Below are 18532 nucleotides of genomic sequence, written 5' to 3'. Positions count from 1 at the left end.
ATAGGTATTCAGTCCACGGAACTTGCCGTCTGGCGCGGTCTGCGGCTACTTTGCTAACGCACAGGAGAAATCCTGAATTTCCTCCACAGAACCGAGACTCATATTGAACATATCGAGGCTGCTGGCGAGCAACACCTTGTCGCCCGCCGGCGTGGAGATCAGCGCAAGGCCGTATTTGCCAATCGACTCATTCCGCTGCCGTGCATAGCGATCTAACGTTTTGAACGGATCGCTGTGCGCCCATTCGCTCGGCGTGAACGTTTTTGCCAGATAGATATGCCCGTTAATTTTCACCGGCAGCGGTTTCCAATCGGCAGAGAGTGTCGGAAACTGCTGATTCAGCGTTTGATAAATGTCCGGGCGCAGGCAGGCGATGTGGATATGCAATTGATTCTGCGTACGGCCATAGCGTGAGTTAATCGCCAGCGCGAGGTAATCATCTCTGATCGGTTTACCCGCTTCGTGCGACAGATGACCGCGGCGTTCCCAAGCCTGTTCAAAGAAATTGGGCGTGCCTTGTTGTAACAGTTCCGGGCTTTCTATACCGCTGATTTTCTCGGTTGGGAGCAGCAGGTCGTGATAGGGGCCTTTTCTATCATCGAAGAGCACGTAGCCATCCGCCAGATTGACTTCCAGACAGGGCGCGGGGTTACCGTTGCGTTGCTGATTGGGCACGCACTGTTCGCTGACGATCTCCCACAATGCATTACTGTTACCCCGGCTAACCTTCCACCAGGTTATGGTGGCCACCGTGAGGACGATGAGGGCAGAAACCGAGAAGATCAGGATCGTGTTACGTTTCATGACGGGTCTCCGGCAAGTGCATGAGGCGCAAAAGTAGCAGGGAAAAACGGGCATGAGAATTTAGCAATAAGCCAGCAGTATGGAGTCGTGGTGATGTCATTAATATGACGTTGGTGCAAGGAGATACCCTAATCGGTAACGGTTTGTAAGGGGGCTGGCAGGTTGCCCCTGTACCTGAACGTCATCGATACTGTGGCGATCTCCCACGTCATGCCAGAGAACGGCTGAAGGAGGTTATCGGGAATGGCGGAACGCACCGCAACAGAACGTGCGTCTATCCCACTTTTCCATCTCTAAGGCGCAGAAATAAGGTGAAATAGACGTGATGACGATCATAACGGTTCAGGCTTAATAAGCTGTAATTCTACGCCGAGTCTGATGGCATGTTTGGCATTCAGAACACCCAGTTTCTTTACTACATTACCGATATGGAATTTCACTGTGCTGATTTTAATATCCAGAATGAGTGCAATTTCTGGGTAGGTTTTCCCCATACTGGCCCAGTAGAGAATTTCGTTTTCACGCTGTGAAAAAATCTCTTTGTCACCTTGCTTTTTGCTCTGCGGGCTTTGCGTCATCTCTTTGTAAAGCAAAGTGATTTTTTCATGAATAGTAATCAGCAGCATTTGCAGTTTGTCTTTGTTTTCCTCAACAATATTTTCTATCTCTGTTGGCGCATGTTCTTCAAACATAATCGATAACGCGGCCAGATTGTTATTGTTGTCATGCAGGACAAAGGTGTAGCCATTAACAATGTCATATTCTTTTGACAGATTGAAAATTTTAGAGAATTTCAGCTTAGAGTTAATAACAATATTGTCTTCCCAGGAAAAAGGCGAGACTTTGTTTATCGCGGTCAAAATAACGGGATCAATATGCTGATAGTTATTTTCTTTATAGGTATTAACCCATTCCTGCGGGTAATTTGAAATGATCACAACCTGAGACGGATTTTTCTTATTCATGATCATGTAGGCGTATTTGAGATCGCCATACTGCTTTAATTTCCGGCCGAGATAGCTTTTTATCGTGTTATTGATAATTTCATTATCAGAGCAAAATACAGACATGTAACGGCCTCAATAAAAAGCGAGAATGTACCTATGATATAGGTGATGCCATGAAAGTATAGTGCCGAACTATACCTAAGTCTAACTACTGTTACTTCATGATATCACTTATAATTTTCCCATGAACAGGACAATTTATAAAAAATTAAAGAAAATAAAATTTTAAAGAATTGTTACAAATTGATTTGCCAACCCAGGGAATTATCCATAGATTTGCTCCTGTTCGATATACTGGATTTAGGGCGTTTTGCATCAGATCACTCGCCCTAAATCCAGTTCTCCTGCTATTCGGTATCGGATAGTAAATAATCCGTTTTCGCTTATCAACTTCTTTGTCTTTTGCGATTTATCGCCACGCTTTTCCTGTTTTCCTCCGTTTTTAAAGACTGTGACGCAGCCATGTGTAAAGAGGCGGCGGCGAGGCTAATGTTTTGATAATATTGCTATATCGAATCCTATTTAGCTCGTCAGCATCGGCTGGCAGGAGTGGTAATGAAAGTCCGTACCAAGGCACGCCGTGAAGCCATTGTTAAAACGGCAGCGCAGCTTTTTCAGGAAATGGGCTATGAACGAGCGACGATGAATGAGCTGGCGAAACGGGTTGGCGGTTCTAAGGCTACGCTGTATGGCTATTTTTCAACCAAAGACGAACTGTTTACGGCGGTTGTGCGTGAGCATGCGACCATGCATCTGTCCGAGGCGACGGCAGAACTGATGATGGACGTTCTGGAATCCGTAACGCTGGACGCGCAACTGACGCGCTTTGGTGAACGCATTCTGTATGTGCTGACCAATGATAGTAGCGCGATGGCGATTTATCGGATGGTGGTGGCAGAGGCGGGACATTCCGACATCGGTTCGCTGTTTTATGAATCAGGCCCGAAAGAGAACGTCGATAAACTGTCCGAGTTGATGGCGGCCGCGATGGCGCGACAAGAACTGAAACCGGGGAGCCCGCGTCTGCGAGCCGTGCAATTTTTATCCCTGCTGACGGCAGAAATCGACGATCGTATATTCCACCGTCATTTGCAGCCGATGAGCCTCGAGCGCATCCGTGAGATGGTCGATAATGCCGTCAGTATGTTTATGGCCGGGGCGGCGGCGTAAAGCAGGTTCCGCTGCGATCTGGCATCCAGCGGATCGCTGTTGTCGCGATGTGTTCCGCCAACCGGGTGATGACCTGCTGTTGCGCGTGCAGCATCGCGCCATCGCTTCCTGTTTCCTGCTCGGTAATCTGACTGCGGCAGACCAATCGTGCGCGTGCGTCTTCTCCGGTGGTGCTCAGGCTCCAGTCAGCATCCAACATTACCAATCGACCGGGCCAACTATCAAATCGCCGGACCTGAAGATGGATCCTGACCACTGGCGTTTCTGCCGAACGCACCAGCCCTGAAATATCCTGCGTATTAAGGCGCTGTGACAGATCGGCGGAAAGCGCGGTACGAATTTCCTCACTCAACGGGCTAAGCCAGCGTTCGTTATCCAGCACGACAGCGCCGCTCTCTCCCTGCCGAATGACAAGCTGTGGCGTATCGATCTGCGCTGGCACGCCAACAGGAAGGACATCAATGAAAAAGGGGGCCGGATAGGTTGCCCCTGTGGTCGGCGCAAGGGAGGCACTCGATGATGCTGGTGCCAGCAGCGTGTGATAACGAATCGGTGATGATGAGCAGGCGCTCAGTAACATCAGCGCGGCCAACTGACAGCATAGTGCCACTCGTTTCATTTTGCAGATCCTTGTGGGGTGGCTAAGTCGGTATGATCTGCTGATAGCGACGGGTCATTCGAGCGCCCGTGGAGCAGCGATTCCGGGTGACGATCAACCTGCTCTATCAGGCTGCGTAAGGCGCGTAATGTGCGCTGCATATCTTGTAATGACTGCGTGATGCCCAATTGCAGTGGAGAATCCTCTTCCAGCACATCTTGTGCGCGGCGGGCGGCTAACTGCATGTCTTTCATCAACCGATTGGCTTCTGGCAACGTTTGTCCATTAACCTGTCGCAGTGTTTTATTCGCCTCTAGCAGCGTTGTGTTCATGTTGCGGCCTATGGCATCCAGCGGCAGGTTATCGATCTTGCCGATGATACTTGCCATCTGAGTTTGTAACCGATCAAACCCACCATTGACGGTGGGCAGCATCAATGGTCGGGCGTTGATATCAAATGGTGTTTTTGCCGCATCGGGCACAAAATCGAGCGAGATATAGAGTTGTCCGGTCAGCAAATTGCTTGGCGCAACCTGTGCGCGCAGGCCGTGTTCAACCAGATCGCGCGTGAATTCGGCGGTTTGCTGTTCGAGCGATGTCGTCTGCTTAGGCAACTTATCCAGTACGTTACCGAGACGGTTAGGAAACACCTCGATGCTAACGACGGTAGGAAAACGATAGCCCGTTTTACTGTAATCCAACTCAATGGCGGTAACGTGGCCGATGTTGACGCTGGAGAACGCCACGGGCGCCCCGATCTCCAGGCCGTGCAAAGAACGATCAAAGCGGAGTTTGAAGAGGATGGGCGGGCCATCGGGGGGAGATAAGGCCGATTCTCGATCGCTTGCCAGTTTGTAGGTGGTGAGTGGTTCCGGTCCGGCAACCGTGTCGTCCAAATCGGGGGTGGAAAATGCGATGCCACCAGCCATAACGGTAGCCAGTGTTTGTGTTCTTAGGCGAAAACCGTTGGCATCGACCGAGAGATCCAGCCCACTCGCATTCCAGAAACGGGTATTCGGTGTCACAAAGCGGTCATACGGCGCATCGATAAAAACCTGAAGCAGGACACTGCGACCGTCACTGTTCAATTGATAGGACGCGATGCGACCCACGGGGATGCGGCGGTAGTAAACGGGCGAACCACTATCCAGCGAACCGAGATCGTCTGCCTGAATGACAAAACGGCTGCCCGGCATACCGTTAATCACGGCGGGGGGTGACTCCAGACCGACAAAACGCGTTTCTCCCTGAGTGGATTCGCCTTTATCGGCGCCAATATAAGCACCGGAAAGCAGGGTATCGATGCCGGTGACACCGTTGATGCCGACGCGTGGACGAACCACCCAGAAGCGGCTATCGGCATTCGCCAGACTTTCCGCATTTTTATTAAGCTGGACGGTGACGAGAACCTGCTTGCTATCTTTACTCAGCGCGATGTCTTTGACCGTGCCGACCGCCACATCCTTATATTTGATGATGGTACGGCCCGCCTCAAGGCCTGTCGCGCTCTGAAAGGCGATCATGATTTCCGGCCCGGTATCCGACCAGGTATGAATCAGCATAGCGAGCCCCGTTAGCATGGCGAGCGCGGGAACCAGCCAGATCAATGAGATTCTCCAGCGTTGGCGGATAATCACCGGATCGCCGGGTTGTTCGTGGATCATGGTTTGTCACCTTTCCAGATAAGACGCGGGTCATAGCTCATGGCAGATAACATGGTCAGTATCACCACCAGCCCAAAAAAAAGAATGCCGCTACGGGGTTCCGCTTCACTGAGTGGCGGAAATTTGACGAGCGCAGAAACGGCGGCAATCACAACGACATCCAGCATGGACCAGTAACCCACCCACTCGGTTAGCCGGTACAACGCCATACGTTCAGCCATTGCCTTACGGCTTTTTTGATGTGACATGAAGATCAGCAGGCCGAGGATCAGAAATTTCATACAAGGGATGACGATGCTGGCGGTAAAGATCAGCAGGGCGATGCCGTAATCGCCGCTGTGCCAGAAATCCATCACGCCACTTAAGATGGTGCTTTCGCTTCCCAATCCAAACAGATGGGTGGACATCACGGGTAACACGTTGGCAGGAATATAGAAAATCAGGGCGGCAACCAGTAACGCAGAAGAGAAGGTAGTGCTGCCCTTATCGGGCGGTGCCAGCCGCGTTTGGCAGCGTGGGCAGCGCGCTGCATGGTGTGTGTCTTCATCATGTTGACAGACTAGCCCACACAGTGGGCAGGCGATCAAGGATAACGGCAGGGGAGACGGATTATTTTTCATGGCCGACCACGCTGCGGTGACTGTCGGTGGGCATCAGCGCCCACAGTGGACGCAGATCAACACTGTTGACGACAACGAGCAGCAACATCAGCGCTGCCAGCGCCCAGCAACCCTCACCTGGCATCACTTGCGTAAATCCAGAGAGCTTGATGGCGGCAATCAACAAACCCAGTGTGGCAATCTCCAACATGCTCCAGGGGCGAAGCCACAGCAGTACCTTCATCACCGGAATAAAACCGGGAGCGCAGCGATTGCGATTGGCAAACATCAACACCCAGCCCGTCAGCATAATTTGCAAAAACGGCGCAATAATCAGGAGAAAAAAACAGCCTATTGCCAGCGGTAACGTGGCACCGTTAGCTAGTGCGAGCGCCGTTTGCCACAGCGTGGCGGTATTCTGTAGCGTATGAAAACTGACGGTTAGTACCGGATAGAGATTGGCGATAAAAAAAAGGATGGCCGCTGTTTGTATCAGCGCCAGTCGATGGCCAGTATTTATCCACCCTGCACGATACAGGGTGGACTGACAGCGGGTGCAGCGTGCGGCCTCACCGGGATTTAACGCCCGGTAGTGGTGCACGCTGTCGCAGTGCGGGCAGATAATTAAGTGGGGGTAGATTGTCATCATACTGTTCCGCACCGTTTGTATACGCTCGATTTGGCTTATTTCAGTGTGTCGAGCAGTTCTTCAGCCGCTTTATCAATACCTACTTCCGCAGCGCTCAGCGAGCCTACGCTGGCGCTGACATTCATCGCGTTCGGATACTGTTTCGCGACATAGGCATTGAGCAGCTTGTTGGTCGTTGCATCATAAATTTCAACGGCATAGCTTACCGAACCATTCAGTAGACCCTCTTTACCGCGAATAGACTGCACGATGTTGTATGGCCCGCCAGCCAGATCGAATTTGGTAAACGTACCGGCAACCGGTGTCGTGGTATCAGCACCCGTCAGCGTCAGTTTTAGACGCAATGTACCGGGGGCCGGTGAGGTCACTTCGTTGAAACGGGAACGCAGGGTTTTGTTGAATGTATCCTGCATATAGGCGGCCAGCGACTGCTTGTCCTGCTGTGACATGTCATTAAATTGGTTGTCGCTTCCCTGATAAATGCTGACGGGATCGATGATGATGTGGGTGTATTGTTTCCAGTCGACGGGCGTGGTGTAACGGTAAGGAATGCGATCGGCGTGCTCACCGGTGTTTTGTGCTAATTGTGAGGATGATGCGATGCCGCTGTAGCGCACAGGGGGATTGCTCGCGCAGCCCGCGAGTACGACAGCCAAAGCTAATACGGTAGGACGTGCAACCCGGGATAATGTGAACATATGAGAATCCTGTAAAGAGAACCACGAAATAGCGTGATAGCACGCCGGCTTAGCGACACGATGTTTAGATGTGGGCTGTTCCTGTACCCGATCGTCTCACCATGTGTCATTTTATTTAAAACTAAACTGTACGGTATGTTTTTAGTTTTTTCTGATTACTCTGTCAAGAGAGGCGTGAGGTTTTCTTCTTAAGCAATATTTCTGTCACGATTTGGGATAAGGTGTTGGCGAACGCTGCCGATATTAATGGTTCAGGGGATGCTATCCACACCTTCAAGGATGCGAGCTGGCGGTATACTGAAGAGGGCTGATATCCGACTGGTTCGATGATTGACATCGTTGGATGATAAGGTTGATACACTTAAAAATATTTTACGCTTGACGCTGGATAATATTGAAGAACACGACTATCACGTACAGAGGAGCGGTCGGATGTTGGTTCCTGTTTGCTCACATCTCGAATGTTGCCTTGTTACGGTATACCTATAATGACTCGCACTGAGGAAAGCATGGATAATTTTCAAAAAGAAATCGATGAGAGAACGAACCTCACCTCTGCTAATAAATTTGAACTCTTGTTATTCCAACTGGGCAAATCACCTGACGGCGGCAAATCCGAGCTGTTTGGCATCAACGTGTTTAAACTGCGTGAAATTGTGCCGATGCCGACATTGACCAAAGCGGCTGGCATGACCTCGCCAATGCTGGGTATGGTCAATATTCGTGGACAAATCATTCCTGTTATCGATCTTCCTGCCGTGGTGGGGAGTTCATCGGAAACCAGGCTGAACATTCTCCTTATCACTGAGTATGCGCGCAGTACGCAGGCTTTTGCCGTGGAATCGGTAGACGACATTGTTCGTTTGGAATGGAGCCAGGTTTTGACGGCTGAAGCGGGCGTGAGTAGCTCTTACATCACGAGTATTGCGCGCCTTGATACGGATAAAGACAGCAACCGTCTGGCGCTGGTGCTGGATGTTGAACAGATTCTGTTTGATATCATTCCGGGCGAGCGCGAAACTAAACTCAAGAACGTAGAAGAAACCATTTATCCCTACACGCCTGGGGCGATTGCGATTGTGGCAGAAGACTCCAAAGTCGCTCGCTCGTTGCTTGAACAGGGGCTAAACCAGATGGGTATTCCGTTTAGCATGCATATTACCGGGCTGGATGCCTGGAACAAAATTCGGCAAATTGCACAAGAGGCACAGTCGGAAGGTCGCCCCATTTCGGACAAGATCTCACTGGTTCTGACCGATTTGGAAATGCCGGAAATGGATGGTTTTACGCTGACAAGAAATATTAAGCGTGAAGAATTCCTGAAGAATATTCCCGTAGTGATTCACTCTTCCCTGTCGGGTAGCGCGAACGAAGATCACGTACGTAATGTTGGCGCAGATGCTTACGTCGCGAAATTCGAGATCAATGAGCTATCGACGGCGATCCAAACGGTGTTGAGTAAAGCTAAAGTACGCCACTGATTGGTAACGCGGTGGTATTATTACATTCGGCCTTTGCCTCCTCCTTCATAGGAGAGGGCAAAGGCCGATTTTTTAGCGAGTGTTCGTTTTTAACTGCTGACAGATACACGTTCTGACCCCTGAATAAACCGAGCCAGAAAGACGCTACGGTCAGAAAAGCGGGGTTATCAGAATGAGGTCGTTACCCCCGCATAGTAGGCACGTCCCGGTTCGTTATAGGTGGAAGCGCCTTTCGCCTCGCGATAAATCTGCTTATCAAACAGGTTGCTGATACCGGCATTGACGCGCAGGTTCTTACTGAACTGGTAATTCACACCGACACCCGCAACGGAATAGCTGCCGATTTCACGCGAGGAAAGCCCATTGTTGTACTCTGTCCAGTTGGTTGCGTATTGACGCGGTTTTTGCTTGCCGTACATTGTCCAACTGACGTTGGCAGAGAGTTTATCCGTAGCCTGCCAGTCCAACATCGTGTTGACGGTGTACTTCGGGATGATCGACAGCGGATTGCCGGTGTCTTTATTCTTCGATTCAATCATATAGGTGGCGTTGGTGCTCCAGTCCAGCGTGTCTTCGATCACGGGCACCAGCAGGTTGGCTTCCAGTCCTTCCACCAGCGCTTTACCGCCATTTTCCCAACGCAACATCGCCGCATTGGACTGCGTCAGCCCGAGAATATCGGTGCCGGAAACAATCTTGTTTTTATAGTCATTACGGAAATACGTGACACCCGCCTGCCAGCCGTTATGTTTGAACTCCAGCCCAATTTCTTTGTTGACGCTGATTTCGGGATGCAGATTATCATTCCCCATCAGATAGCAGCCGCTACCGTTAGTATAATCCACGCCGAACGGACAGCCGTTACCACGCGAATAGAGCAAATAGCCAGTCGAGGATTGATAAAGGTTTGGCGCTTTAAAAGCGCGTGCAATACCGGCTTTCACGCTGAACATCTCGCCTAGCTCCTGCTGGATGTTCAGGCTGGGGCTGTAATTGCCGCCAAATTTGTCGTGATAATCGAAACGCAGGCCGGGAATGACTTTGGTGCCGGGGACGACTTCGATGTTGTCTTCAAAATAGATCGCACTGAGCTCGGCGCTGTTTTTGCTGCTGCGCTGAGCAGGGTTGACGGATGTACCGGGAAGAGTATCGCTGCTGTTTCCTGTATAACTGCTTGAAGCCGGATCGTTTAACTGCTCCCGATTCCACTCGGCACCCAGCGTGAGCGTTTGTTCCGCCCAAAGCTCAAGCGGAATATTAAGCTCACTGTTAAGGCGCAGATTCTTCAAACGGCTGGTACTGTAACGATCGCTATTGATCGAGCCTTCAAAACGACCAAATAATCCTTCATCAAGCCGGGTGTTATTCGTTTGGTCGTAAGCAAAGCCCAGCTTCGATTGTCCCCAATCCCAGATGCCATTATGTGTAACCGCGTAATTCTGGCGATATAGCCGGTTGGTTTCCGCCCCGCTTTTTGCCAGACTTTCGGGGATTGCGCCTCCGCCGCTGAATTGCGTATCACCGGTATAGATATTCCCCTGACGGCTATAGCCCGCTTCAACATCAATGATCTGTTGTGGTGAGAGCTTCCACGATAGCAACGTATTGATGTCCTTATTGCGCACGCCTTCTCGTCCGGCAGCCGCAGAACCGTTCTGGTTCCGGTTAATATCCCAACTGTCGGAATCGGTTTTATTGATATTGCCGTACAGCCGCATGGTGAGCGCATCACCTGCCAGCGGGCCACTCAGGTTGATATTGGCGCGGCGTGTGGCACCTTCTTTGCTGTTTTCCGGCTGATTGCCGTACAAGGAAAGCGAGCCGGTCCAGACGGTGGACGGGCGTTTAGTAATAATATTCACCACACCTCCAGCGGCACCAGAACCGTAACGTGCGGCAGCCGGGCCACGAATGACCTCAATGCGTTCCACTTCTTCTACTGGCACCCAGTTGGTGTCGCCACGGGTATCCCGTTCGCCATCCCAGGCGTAGCGGATCGCGTTACGTGAGGTCACAGGACGACCATCAATGAGGATCAGCGTGTTTTCCGGCCCCATCCCGCGCAGGTCGATCTGGCGGTTGTTGCCTCTGGCTCCTGTGGCACTGTTGCCTGTGAGGTTCACGCCCGGCATTTTGCGGATGATGTCTGACAGATCGTTAACGGGCGGCGCTTTTTTAATGTCATCTGCCGTGATGATGGACACGCCAGGCTGCTGTTTTAATTCCTGCTCGGCGGTGGCTTTGACGGTCATCACATCTTCGTCAGCGGCCTGTGCCGTGCTGACGTGTGCACTGAGTAATCCGGCAACGATCAGTGCCAGTGGTTTCATGGTATGGAATTGCTGTTTGTGCATTTTGAATTTTTCATCCCTAACAACGCGCTATATACGAATGCAAACGAGAGGTATTTGCGTTTGTTAATTTGGCAAAAAATAGTACATATGTACAGTTTTTATTGCGAAAGACAGATAGGGAGAAGGGCGGCAATAATCAGGGAATCAACGGTTTTCCTGTGAGAAAACCGTATGGTTTAGCGAAATAATGCTGTTCACGTCGTGTGAATTTAGGGGAAAACACGGTGAGAAGGTTGCCGCAGGGATACCTCGCACCGCGGTATCTCGAATTTTAAACGCACGGCATTAATGGATTAGCGAAAGGCGTTATACAGGGCAGAAACTGACTGATAAACCAGTTCGCGCGGCAGCGTACGCTCGTGTTTTTCCAGCAGTGCGCGGATGAAGAAGCCATTCAGCAACGTGCCCAGCGGCAGTGCAGCGTTGTCGGGAGCGACCACTTTGATGATGGCGACAACGGTGTCAGACCATTCGAGCGCGATAGGGCGCAGAGAAGGGCGTGAAATGGCGGCGGTAAAGAGTTCGTACTCGCGTGCCAGTTCGTCAATATCTTCGATGCCGCGCATGACAAAATCGGTCAGGACATCGCACGGATCGTCGTAACGACGTTCGAGGAACCAGCTAAACATATCATCGCGAAACAGGGTAATCGCGCTACGCATGACGGCATTCAACATGTCGTCCAGACTGTTAAAGTGATAGGTGGTTGATCCCAGTGGAACCTGAGCCTCATGCGCGACGGCGCGATGTGTTAAGGCGCGAATACCATCACGTTTGATGATGTTCGTGGCTGCGTCAACAATGTGCGCCGCGCGGGAATGTACGATTCCCGTCCCGATGCCGCTCGGCGTGATACCTTTCTCGACCAGCCAGGCGATCGCCTGTTCGGCGGTAGTTTTGCCCGAGGGAATAACGGGCATTGCTTGCGGGGAAGCGCGGGTAAAGGCTGGCGACGTGGTGAGATTATCTGCCGTGACGAGTGCGCTATCGTCCGGTTGAAACAAGGATTTGGCATCATCGAGCATCGCCTGTCGTTCTTTGCGATCCAGCGTGACGAAGCCTAATCCCTGTAGCAGGAAAACGCCTTCTGTGGCGAGAAACGCCAGACGGATACGGCGCATTGTCGGCGTCGCGTCGCGTAGCCGATCTAATCTGGTGCGATAGAATTCCCGTACCGGTTCCAGCATGGCAGGGGAGTGAACCAGTGCGGTAAGCAGGCCAACCGCGCGCGAGGTCGTCTCGTCTTCTTCCTGCGCGATTGCGGTAATGTAGCCCAGTACATCAGCGTGAGATTGATCGTTATAGCGTGCAGTTTGCTGCTGTGCCTCCCGCTCAAAACGGGCAAGTTCACGCGACAGCATCGTCATGATCAACTGGTCTTTACTGGGAAAGCTGTAAACCAGCCCGCCTTTGCTAATACCGGCTTCTGCCGCCACGGCATCTAATGTAAAACGATGCACGCCATCGCGCAGTAGTACGGTTTGCGCAGCGTCCAGAATCAGATCGTTTTCAATGGTTTTTTTGCGCGCCATCACATTACCTTGTATTTTCGACTTGTCAGTCATATATTGCGCTCGGCAATCCGCATCTTAGCCTATTCGCTTTTCCTTTGCTGTCGTTCTTCGTGATTGAGTGGTTTATTTTTGAGGTGTTATCGATGTCTGATTCGTCTTTACTGGCGTCGCGCAGTTTTGTTCTCATCGGTATTTTAGGCATCCTGTGTGCCTTTGATGCCATGTCGATTGATATGTATCTCCCGGCTTTTCCTGCGATCCAGCAGGCTCTCGGGGCAGATGCGGCAGGAATGCAGACGTCTCTGTCTGTCTTTTTGATCGGTCTGGCGCTTGGGCAACTGGTGTATGGGCCGCTGACCGATCGCTATGGTCGCAAAGCTCCACTGCTGCTCGGCATTGTGCTGTTTTCTGTGTCTTCCCTGCTGATCGCCCATGCTTCCTCGTTATCGTGGTTTGTCTTCTTCCGTCTGATGCAAGGCCTTGGCGGTGCGGCCGGATTAGTGATCCCGCGTGCCATCGTGGCGGATTTGTACTCGGAGCGCGATGCGGCAAAGGTGTTCTCGCTGCTCATGCAGGTGATGGCGATCGCGCCGATTGTCGCACCGCCGTTGGGCAGCGTGCTGCTTGGCTCGTTGGGGTGGTCAGCCATTTTCTGGGTGCTGACGGTGGTTGGTCTCCTGATGCTGTTTGCCACTTGGCGTGGGGTGCCAGAAAGCCTGCCGCGGCGTGAGCGTGTCAGTGGCGGTATGCTGTCGGCCTTAACCGGTTATGTCACACTGCTGCGGCAGAAGACGTTCATGGGCTATACGCTGTCCGGCTCTTTTATCATGGGTGGCCTGTTTACCTACATTGGCGCATCGTCTTTCATCTTTATTGAATATTTCCACCTGTCACCGACTACCTACAGCTATATTTTTGCGGCGAATGCCCTCGGTATGGTGGCGCTGGGGCAGATCAATATCTTCCTGCTGAATCGCTGGCGTGAATATCAAATTTTGCCTATCGGCATCGCCCTGCATCTGGTGGGGGGGCTAGTGTTATCCGGTGTACTGCTGGCCGGCATGACGTCGCTGTGGCTTGTCACGCTACTGCTATTCCTGACAATGAGCTTCCTGAGTCTGGTGTTCGGGAATGTGGTCGCGGTGGCAATGAATGCGGCACCGGGACAGACCGGCTCAGCGTCTTCGTTGCTCGGCGTATTGCAGTATGTTTTTGGCGGGATTGCGGGCGTGATCATGGGGATCGTGCATGATGGCACCTTGCTTCCACCGCTGATGTTATTAACCGCTTGTGCAATCGGGGCGCTGCTGAGTTGGTGGTATGCCTCACGGCAGGTCAGTGTTGATAGCCAGAAAGAGACATTATCCTATCGCTAAGTAGCGGGAAAGAAGGATTACGGGCAAACGGAATGCCGCCTGCCTGAGTGGCAGGCGGCAGAAGATTAATCCAGATCGGATGCCTGATGGCGTTCAGCAGCCTGTTCTGACTCGTCTCCCCAAGTCCGGTTAACCTTCCGACCACGAATCACTGCTGGGCGCGCAGCAATCTCGTCAGCCCAGCGTTTCACATGGGTGTATTCATGCACGGACAGAAATTCTCCCGCGGCATACAGTGTGTTTTGCACCAATCCCCCATACCACGGCCAGACAGCAATATCGGCTATCGTATAGCTGTCGCCAGCCAGATAGCGATTCTCTGCTAATTGACGGTTGAGTACGTCCAGTTGACGTTTGGTTTCCATCGCGAAGCGGTTGATAGGATATTCAAATTTTTCCGGTGCGTAAGCGTAGAAATGGCCGAATCCGCCGCCAACATAAGGTGCGGAACCCATCTGCCAGAAGAGCCAGTTCAGGGTTTCAGTTCGCGTGGCGAGGTCGCTTGGCAGCAGTGCGCCAAATTTCTCGGCCAGATAAACCAGAATGGAACCGGACTCGAATACACGAATTGGTTTTTCGCCGCTTTGGTCAAGCAAGGCGGGGATCTTTGAATTTGGATTGACGTCGACAAAACCGCTGGAGAATTGATCCCCATCGCTTATCTTAATCAGCCAGGCATCGTACTCCGCACCCGAATGACCCAGCGCCAGCAACTCTTCCAGCATGATTGTCACTTTCACGCCATTTGGTGTCGCTAGCGAGTAAAGCTGGAGGGGATGTTTGCCAACGGGCAGCGCTTTGTCGTGCGTCGGGCCCGCTATCGGACGGTTGATATTGGCGAAGGCACCGCCGGAAGACGCGGGCTGCCAGACTTTTGGCGGCACATAGGTGGACGTAGCCATTCAAAATCTCCTTATGCATGAAAAGAGAGTGAGTGAAGTCGATACCATAACAAACTTGCGCAACTTGCTGATACTGTTCTATCTGATTCCCGCCAAGTGTGGACAGGTAATTCAGTGCGTTGACCGTGTGATAACATTAGCACCAACTCGTCCTTTACATGGATGACAGAAAACGAAATAAGAATGATATTATCGATGCCGGATGACACCGGCACCTACTGGCATAGGCCTTAACCCTTGGGGATGACTAATGAACAAAGAAGTACCGATTAAATTTTATGACATTACGGATGAATATTCGACGGAGTCTGCAAAGCCAGTGAGCGAGTCAGAGCGTGAATCTCTGGCTCGCTATTTCCAACTGCTGATCACCCGCCTAATGAATAATGAAGAGATCAGCGAAAATGCACAGCAAGAGATGGCCAATGAAGCGGGTATTGATGCACTTCGTATTGATGAGATCGCAACGTTCCTGAATCAATGGGGCAATGAGTAGCGCCTGTTAAGAACATGTTGAAAAGCATGCAAGGCTAGCGCGGTTGTGCTTGCTTCTCATCTTAGCTGGCTGTCATAAGAGACTAAAAACAAAAATCCCGCCTGCGTTTCCTTCAGCGGGATTTTCTCAATGTGGTTCCCTTACTGGCGCAGGCCAGAGCCGTGAAGGTATTCTCTCTATATTGTGCCCTGGTTTATTTGTGGCTGTAATTGATAAATCCAGGCCATAATCTGCTGGCCTTCCTGCGTGGTAACCGCAACCTCCACACGATCGTAGCCCTCTTCAAATTCATCTAGCATTGGCCAATGTGTCTCAAGATTATCGGATACAAACAAGTAGCCGCTGACGCGTGGCCCCTGGGCATCCAATATAATCCCTGGAAAATCTGCGGCAGCGCCCCAACCTCGTTCATAAAATGTGCCTGTCACGTACCCCGGCAACCATTCTCCACCGATGTTTTCCAGGATAGACGCATTAGTATGACCCGGACGCAGTGTACCGTAGACAAATAAGCGCTCCATTTTTTGGTTATGACGCAAATGCGTTGTAATGGTGTTTTTCAATGTAAGTACCGATGACTTTTTCATGTATTTTAAATGAGCGTGAAAAACAGGTTGTTTTCCTCGTCGCTGACCCCAGAGTCATTTATGGCCATAGCAGGAGCAACGCCAGTTATGACCAAAACACATGCCCGCTACATTCAACATATCCTGGATGAGAGTAGAAAAACAGCTTGTACGACTATGATGTCAGCCTCTGCGTTATATATGGCATACGGGGGGATTTTAAAAGTAAACGGGACCTAAACATTTATAATGTTTATTAGCGCTACGCAGGATTCTTTCATGTGGTGAGAATAAGATATTTTCCTTAAAAATCGGTATTTGTCTCCTATGTCCATGTTTCACTCACTGCTTAGTGATAGCTGACAGCGCTGTTTTCGTCCTGTTGGTTTCCTGAGTCAGTACTGACACATTGGCTTGGATTGCTACCGGTGCCTTGTCCTTGCAGGCCTGAGTCACGTTGAAATCAGGTACAGGAGCCGATTCATCCGAGGGCTGCCAGCCCAGCGAGCACAAGGAAGCGATCAAGGCTGATGCGTTTGACTTCTCCAGTAGATTCTTTGAAGGACGTGTTTCATGGCAATCGATACTTATCAAATTCTGGACGGTTATGTCAGAGGGACCACATTAGCATCAACGCGGCGGGTGCTTATCGGTATAGTCTTCGCTCTGTTCGCTGTCATGCTGACGCCACTGGCGTACGCGACCGGGTTCGGCCTGAACCAGGACAGCCACCTGATTACTGTAGATACTGGGGCCGGTCTGGTGTTCACGATCCGACGCACCGCCAACGACGGTTCCAGCAGGGGGGCGGGTGATATTGTGTCACTGCGCTATCGTGGGGTGGAATTCCAGAACCGGCGTAAAGGCAGTCAGATCAATTCCGGCTTTGCTGGCCTATATGACCACCAGAACGGCGTCCAGGTGCAGGCCGTGCAGATCGATACCGACCATATTAGGGTGACGGTTGTTGCTGGCGATCTGACCCACTATTATATGGCCAGGCGCGGCGACGCCGCTGTCTACATGGGCACTGTTTTCGCGCGCGAGCCAAACCCTGGCCTGGTACGATACATCGCCCGTATCAACAAAGCTGACCTGCCAGAAGGCCCGGCACCAGCAGACATCGGACAGACCACGCGCGTCGTGGAGGCACACGATGTGTTCGGCCTGCCAAACGGACAGACGCGCTCCAAGCACTATTCCAACATGCGGCTGAAAGACTGGCGCAGCTTTGGTGCGCGCGGTTCTGATGTTGGTATCTACATGGTGCGCGATGACAACGAAGGGGGGTCTGGCGGCCCGTTCTATCGCAGCCTGCTTGATCAGGGCACCACCATCGACCAGGAACTGACCTACATCGTCAATTACGGAGAGGTGCAGACCGAGCCATTCCGCACCCGCATCCTCAACAGCTACGCCATGGTCTTCACCTCGGGTACGGCTCCCGGGCCGTTGGATACGGGCTGGTTCGCGCGCATGGCGCTGGATGGATACCTCGCCCCGTCCGGTCGGGGCGACGTCGCGGGTGTGGGCCTGACCGGTATGCAAGCTGGCGTGGCTTACACCGTCGGTTTTGCTAACGCCAGCGCACAGTACTGGACCGATGTCGCACCGGGTAGTGGCCGCTTCACTCGAGCTGGCATGCGCCCGGGTCACTACCGGATGACGGTTTACAAGAATGAATTGGCCGTGGCCAGTCGACAGGTCGATGTTCAGGCCGGGCAGACCACTACGTTGCACACCTTTGCCATCGACGATGACCCAGAGCGAGATCCGGTGGTCTGGCGTATCGGTCGCTGGGATGGTGCGCCGACTGAACTCCTCAACGGAGAAGGGATGACTCACATGCATCCCTCCGACATACGCATGGCACCATGGAAGGTCGGCACGTTTGTGGTGGGTCAATCCAGCGACAGTAAGGATTTTCCTGCGATTCAGTGGGCAGACGTCAACAGTCCGTTGCGTATCCGCTTCACTTTGACGCCAGCACAGGTGCGAGCGATGACGTTACGTATCGGCATCACGATTGCTTTCGCTAGCGGCCGACCGTCGATCAACGTTAACAACTGGAAAGCGCCGATTCCCGCCGCTTCAGCGCAGCCCTCCAGTCGCAGCCTCACCGTCGGTTCATATCGCGGCAATAACCATACCTTTCTCTTCCCTATTCCGGCCACAGCGTTAAGGGCTGGTACAAACGAGCTGCAAATTTCGATCGCCAGTGGTAAGCGCGGTAAAGGCTTCCTCAGCCCGGGGGTGGCTTATGATGCATTGGATTTACAGAACACAGCCAACAGCCCGGCTAGGCGTTAACCGTGTCGGGAAGTGCCGCAGTGAGTCGGCGATGTGTACGAGTGTTTGAAAGTAAGCTGCCGTGTACGGATGTGATGCAAACAGAGAGATTCACTCCTACGGACAGTTGAGGTGGAACGCAGTATGTGACATAAAAATCCTATTCAATTCAATTAGTTAAATTCATACAAGAAAACCTACAACAGGTAATTACCCAAATTTTCAGATCCACACAATCAGAACGGCGTGAACCGTTGGGTGACACAAAGACTAATGTTGGAATGAGTCTATGTATGGTGAATGCCATTGAGTGTTATGCTGTTAACAACATCAGTTAATTGTGAATGTAGTGGCATAGTAAATTT

At 51.8% G+C, this 18532-nt stretch carries 16 protein-coding genes and 1 pseudogene; 5 read left to right on the top strand and 12 right to left on the bottom strand.

What is annotated here, in order from left to right; genetic code table 11:
- Positions 1-45: 45 nt before the first annotated feature.
- Together OI69_RS02890 and OI69_RS02885 are read right to left on the bottom strand one after the other, a co-directional pair.
- On the bottom strand, positions 46-804 hold the full coding sequence (locus tag OI69_RS02890) for a CDP-diacylglycerol diphosphatase (protein WP_039345947.1): 759 nt from the start codon (positions 802-804) through the stop codon (positions 46-48).
- 332 nt (positions 805-1136) lie between these two features.
- Positions 1137-1874: a helix-turn-helix transcriptional regulator gene (locus OI69_RS02885; protein WP_039345945.1), complete on the bottom strand. Its 738-nt coding sequence runs from the start codon at positions 1872-1874 to the stop codon at positions 1137-1139.
- A 492-nt stretch (positions 1875-2366) separates the two neighbouring features.
- Between OI69_RS02885 and OI69_RS02880 the strand changes: the two genes are divergently transcribed.
- On the top strand, positions 2367-2981 hold the full coding sequence (locus tag OI69_RS02880; RefSeq protein WP_039345942.1) for a TetR/AcrR family transcriptional regulator: 615 nt from the start codon (positions 2367-2369) through the stop codon (positions 2979-2981).
- Here the strand turns inward: OI69_RS02880 and OI69_RS02875 are convergent.
- Genes OI69_RS02875 through OI69_RS02855 form a run of 5 tightly spaced genes read right to left on the bottom strand, consistent with a single transcriptional unit; the run spans position 2959 to position 7189 of the window.
- Positions 2959-3600: a PqiC family protein gene (locus OI69_RS02875; protein WP_039345939.1), complete on the bottom strand. Its 642-nt coding sequence runs from the start codon at positions 3598-3600 to the stop codon at positions 2959-2961. The two genes, OI69_RS02880 and OI69_RS02875, sit on opposite strands and share 23 nt — an antisense overlap.
- Complete coding sequence (locus tag OI69_RS02870) at positions 3597-5243, bottom strand: PqiB family protein (protein ID WP_039345936.1); 1647 nt, start codon at positions 5241-5243, stop codon at positions 3597-3599. The genes OI69_RS02875 and OI69_RS02870 overlap by 4 nt, the downstream gene beginning before the upstream one ends.
- Positions 5240-5863: a paraquat-inducible protein A gene (locus OI69_RS02865; protein WP_039345932.1), complete on the bottom strand. Its 624-nt coding sequence runs from the start codon at positions 5861-5863 to the stop codon at positions 5240-5242. The genes OI69_RS02870 and OI69_RS02865 overlap by 4 nt, the downstream gene beginning before the upstream one ends.
- Positions 5853-6488 carry a paraquat-inducible protein A gene (locus OI69_RS02860; protein WP_200886896.1) on the bottom strand — a complete coding sequence of 212 codons (636 nt, stop codon included), beginning with the start codon at positions 6486-6488 and terminating at the stop codon, positions 5853-5855. The genes OI69_RS02865 and OI69_RS02860 overlap by 11 nt, the downstream gene beginning before the upstream one ends.
- A gap of 38 nt (positions 6489-6526) precedes the next feature.
- Positions 6527-7189, bottom strand: a complete 663-nt coding sequence (locus tag OI69_RS02855; RefSeq protein ID WP_039345927.1) for a DUF3313 domain-containing protein — start codon at positions 7187-7189, stop codon at positions 6527-6529.
- Between the two features lie 509 nt (positions 7190-7698).
- Between OI69_RS02855 and OI69_RS02850 the strand changes: the two genes are divergently transcribed.
- The gene (locus OI69_RS02850) at positions 7699-8670 is read left to right on the top strand and encodes a chemotaxis protein (protein ID WP_039345924.1); all 972 of its coding nucleotides are present in this window, start codon (positions 7699-7701) and stop codon (positions 8668-8670) included.
- 167 nt (positions 8671-8837) lie between these two features.
- Here OI69_RS02850 and OI69_RS02845 read toward each other — a convergent pair whose 3' ends face one another.
- Positions 8838-11024 carry a TonB-dependent siderophore receptor gene (locus OI69_RS02845; RefSeq protein ID WP_039345921.1) on the bottom strand — a complete coding sequence of 729 codons (2187 nt, stop codon included), beginning with the start codon at positions 11022-11024 and terminating at the stop codon, positions 8838-8840.
- Between the two features lie 293 nt (positions 11025-11317).
- Positions 11318-12556: a TetR family transcriptional regulator gene (locus tag OI69_RS02840; protein ID WP_235319650.1), complete on the bottom strand. Its 1239-nt coding sequence runs from the start codon at positions 12554-12556 to the stop codon at positions 11318-11320.
- Positions 12557-12681: 125 nt separating this feature from the next.
- Here OI69_RS02840 and OI69_RS02835 point away from each other — a divergent pair, with 125 nt between their 5' ends.
- Positions 12682-13914 carry a multidrug effflux MFS transporter gene (locus OI69_RS02835; RefSeq protein ID WP_039345915.1) on the top strand — a complete coding sequence of 411 codons (1233 nt, stop codon included), beginning with the start codon at positions 12682-12684 and terminating at the stop codon, positions 13912-13914.
- Positions 13915-13979: 65 nt separating this feature from the next.
- Here the strand turns inward: OI69_RS02835 and yghU are convergent, their stop codons facing one another.
- The gene (gene yghU, locus OI69_RS02830; protein ID WP_039345912.1) at positions 13980-14816 is read right to left on the bottom strand and encodes a glutathione-dependent disulfide-bond oxidoreductase; all 837 of its coding nucleotides are present in this window, start codon (positions 14814-14816) and stop codon (positions 13980-13982) included.
- Positions 14817-15066: 250 nt separating this feature from the next.
- On the opposite strand from yghU, the gene OI69_RS02825 reads away from it, so the two are divergent.
- Complete coding sequence (locus OI69_RS02825) at positions 15067-15312, top strand: DUF2543 family protein (RefSeq protein WP_039345909.1); 246 nt, start codon at positions 15067-15069, stop codon at positions 15310-15312.
- A gap of 176 nt (positions 15313-15488) precedes the next feature.
- Here the strand turns inward: OI69_RS02825 and OI69_RS02820 are convergent, their stop codons facing one another.
- Both OI69_RS02820 and OI69_RS19025 read right to left on the bottom strand, forming a co-directional pair.
- Positions 15489-15833, bottom strand: coding sequence for a gamma-glutamylcyclotransferase family protein (locus OI69_RS02820; protein WP_039346226.1), 345 nt, complete (start codon positions 15831-15833; stop codon positions 15489-15491).
- Between the two features lie 7 nt (positions 15834-15840).
- A pseudogene (locus tag OI69_RS19025) lies at positions 15841-15936 on the bottom strand (IS1 family transposase); the annotation flags it as partial.
- A gap of 515 nt (positions 15937-16451) precedes the next feature.
- Between OI69_RS19025 and OI69_RS02815 the strand changes: the two are divergent.
- The gene (locus OI69_RS02815) at positions 16452-18188 is read left to right on the top strand and encodes a rhamnogalacturonan lyase B N-terminal domain-containing protein (protein ID WP_072034250.1); all 1737 of its coding nucleotides are present in this window, start codon (positions 16452-16454) and stop codon (positions 18186-18188) included.
- The last annotated feature ends 344 nt before the right edge of the window (positions 18189-18532 follow it).

The organism is Pectobacterium fontis (assembly GCF_000803215.1).
GTDB lineage: Bacteria > Pseudomonadota > Gammaproteobacteria > Enterobacterales > Enterobacteriaceae > Pectobacterium > Pectobacterium fontis.
Note: the sequence above shows the minus strand (reverse complement) of the source record. Positions and strands in the feature narration are given on the sequence as shown.

Bases quoted from the DNA above. Each gene is read 5' to 3' on its own strand.
- OI69_RS02845 (WP_039345921.1), bottom strand. From the start codon at position 11,024: ATGCACAAACAGCAATTCCATACCATGAAACCACTGGCACTGATCGTT.
- OI69_RS02820 (WP_039346226.1), bottom strand. From the start codon at position 15,833: ATGGAGCGCTTATTTGTCTACGGTACACTGCGTCCGGGTCATACTAAT.
- OI69_RS02865 (WP_039345932.1), bottom strand. From the start codon at position 5,863: ATGAAAAATAATCCGTCTCCCCTGCCGTTATCCTTGATCGCCTGCCCA.
- OI69_RS02880 (WP_039345942.1), top strand. From the start codon at position 2,367: ATGAAAGTCCGTACCAAGGCACGCCGTGAAGCCATTGTTAAAACGGCA.
- OI69_RS02885 (WP_039345945.1), bottom strand. From the start codon at position 1,874: ATGTCTGTATTTTGCTCTGATAATGAAATTATCAATAACACGATAAAA.
- OI69_RS02840 (WP_235319650.1), bottom strand. From the start codon at position 12,556: ATGGCGCGCAAAAAAACCATTGAAAACGATCTGATTCTGGACGCTGCG.
- OI69_RS02870 (WP_039345936.1), bottom strand. From the start codon at position 5,243: ATGATCCACGAACAACCCGGCGATCCGGTGATTATCCGCCAACGCTGG.
- yghU (WP_039345912.1), bottom strand. From the start codon at position 14,816: ATGGCTACGTCCACCTATGTGCCGCCAAAAGTCTGGCAGCCCGCGTCT.
- OI69_RS02875 (WP_039345939.1), bottom strand. From the start codon at position 3,600: ATGAAACGAGTGGCACTATGCTGTCAGTTGGCCGCGCTGATGTTACTG.
- OI69_RS02890 (WP_039345947.1), bottom strand. From the start codon at position 804: ATGAAACGTAACACGATCCTGATCTTCTCGGTTTCTGCCCTCATCGTC.
- OI69_RS02860 (WP_200886896.1), bottom strand. From the start codon at position 6,488: ATGACAATCTACCCCCACTTAATTATCTGCCCGCACTGCGACAGCGTG.
- OI69_RS02835 (WP_039345915.1), top strand. From the start codon at position 12,682: ATGTCTGATTCGTCTTTACTGGCGTCGCGCAGTTTTGTTCTCATCGGT.
- OI69_RS02855 (WP_039345927.1), bottom strand. From the start codon at position 7,189: ATGTTCACATTATCCCGGGTTGCACGTCCTACCGTATTAGCTTTGGCT.
- OI69_RS02825 (WP_039345909.1), top strand. From the start codon at position 15,067: ATGAACAAAGAAGTACCGATTAAATTTTATGACATTACGGATGAATAT.
- OI69_RS02850 (WP_039345924.1), top strand. From the start codon at position 7,699: ATGGATAATTTTCAAAAAGAAATCGATGAGAGAACGAACCTCACCTCT.
- OI69_RS02815 (WP_072034250.1), top strand. From the start codon at position 16,452: ATGGCAATCGATACTTATCAAATTCTGGACGGTTATGTCAGAGGGACC.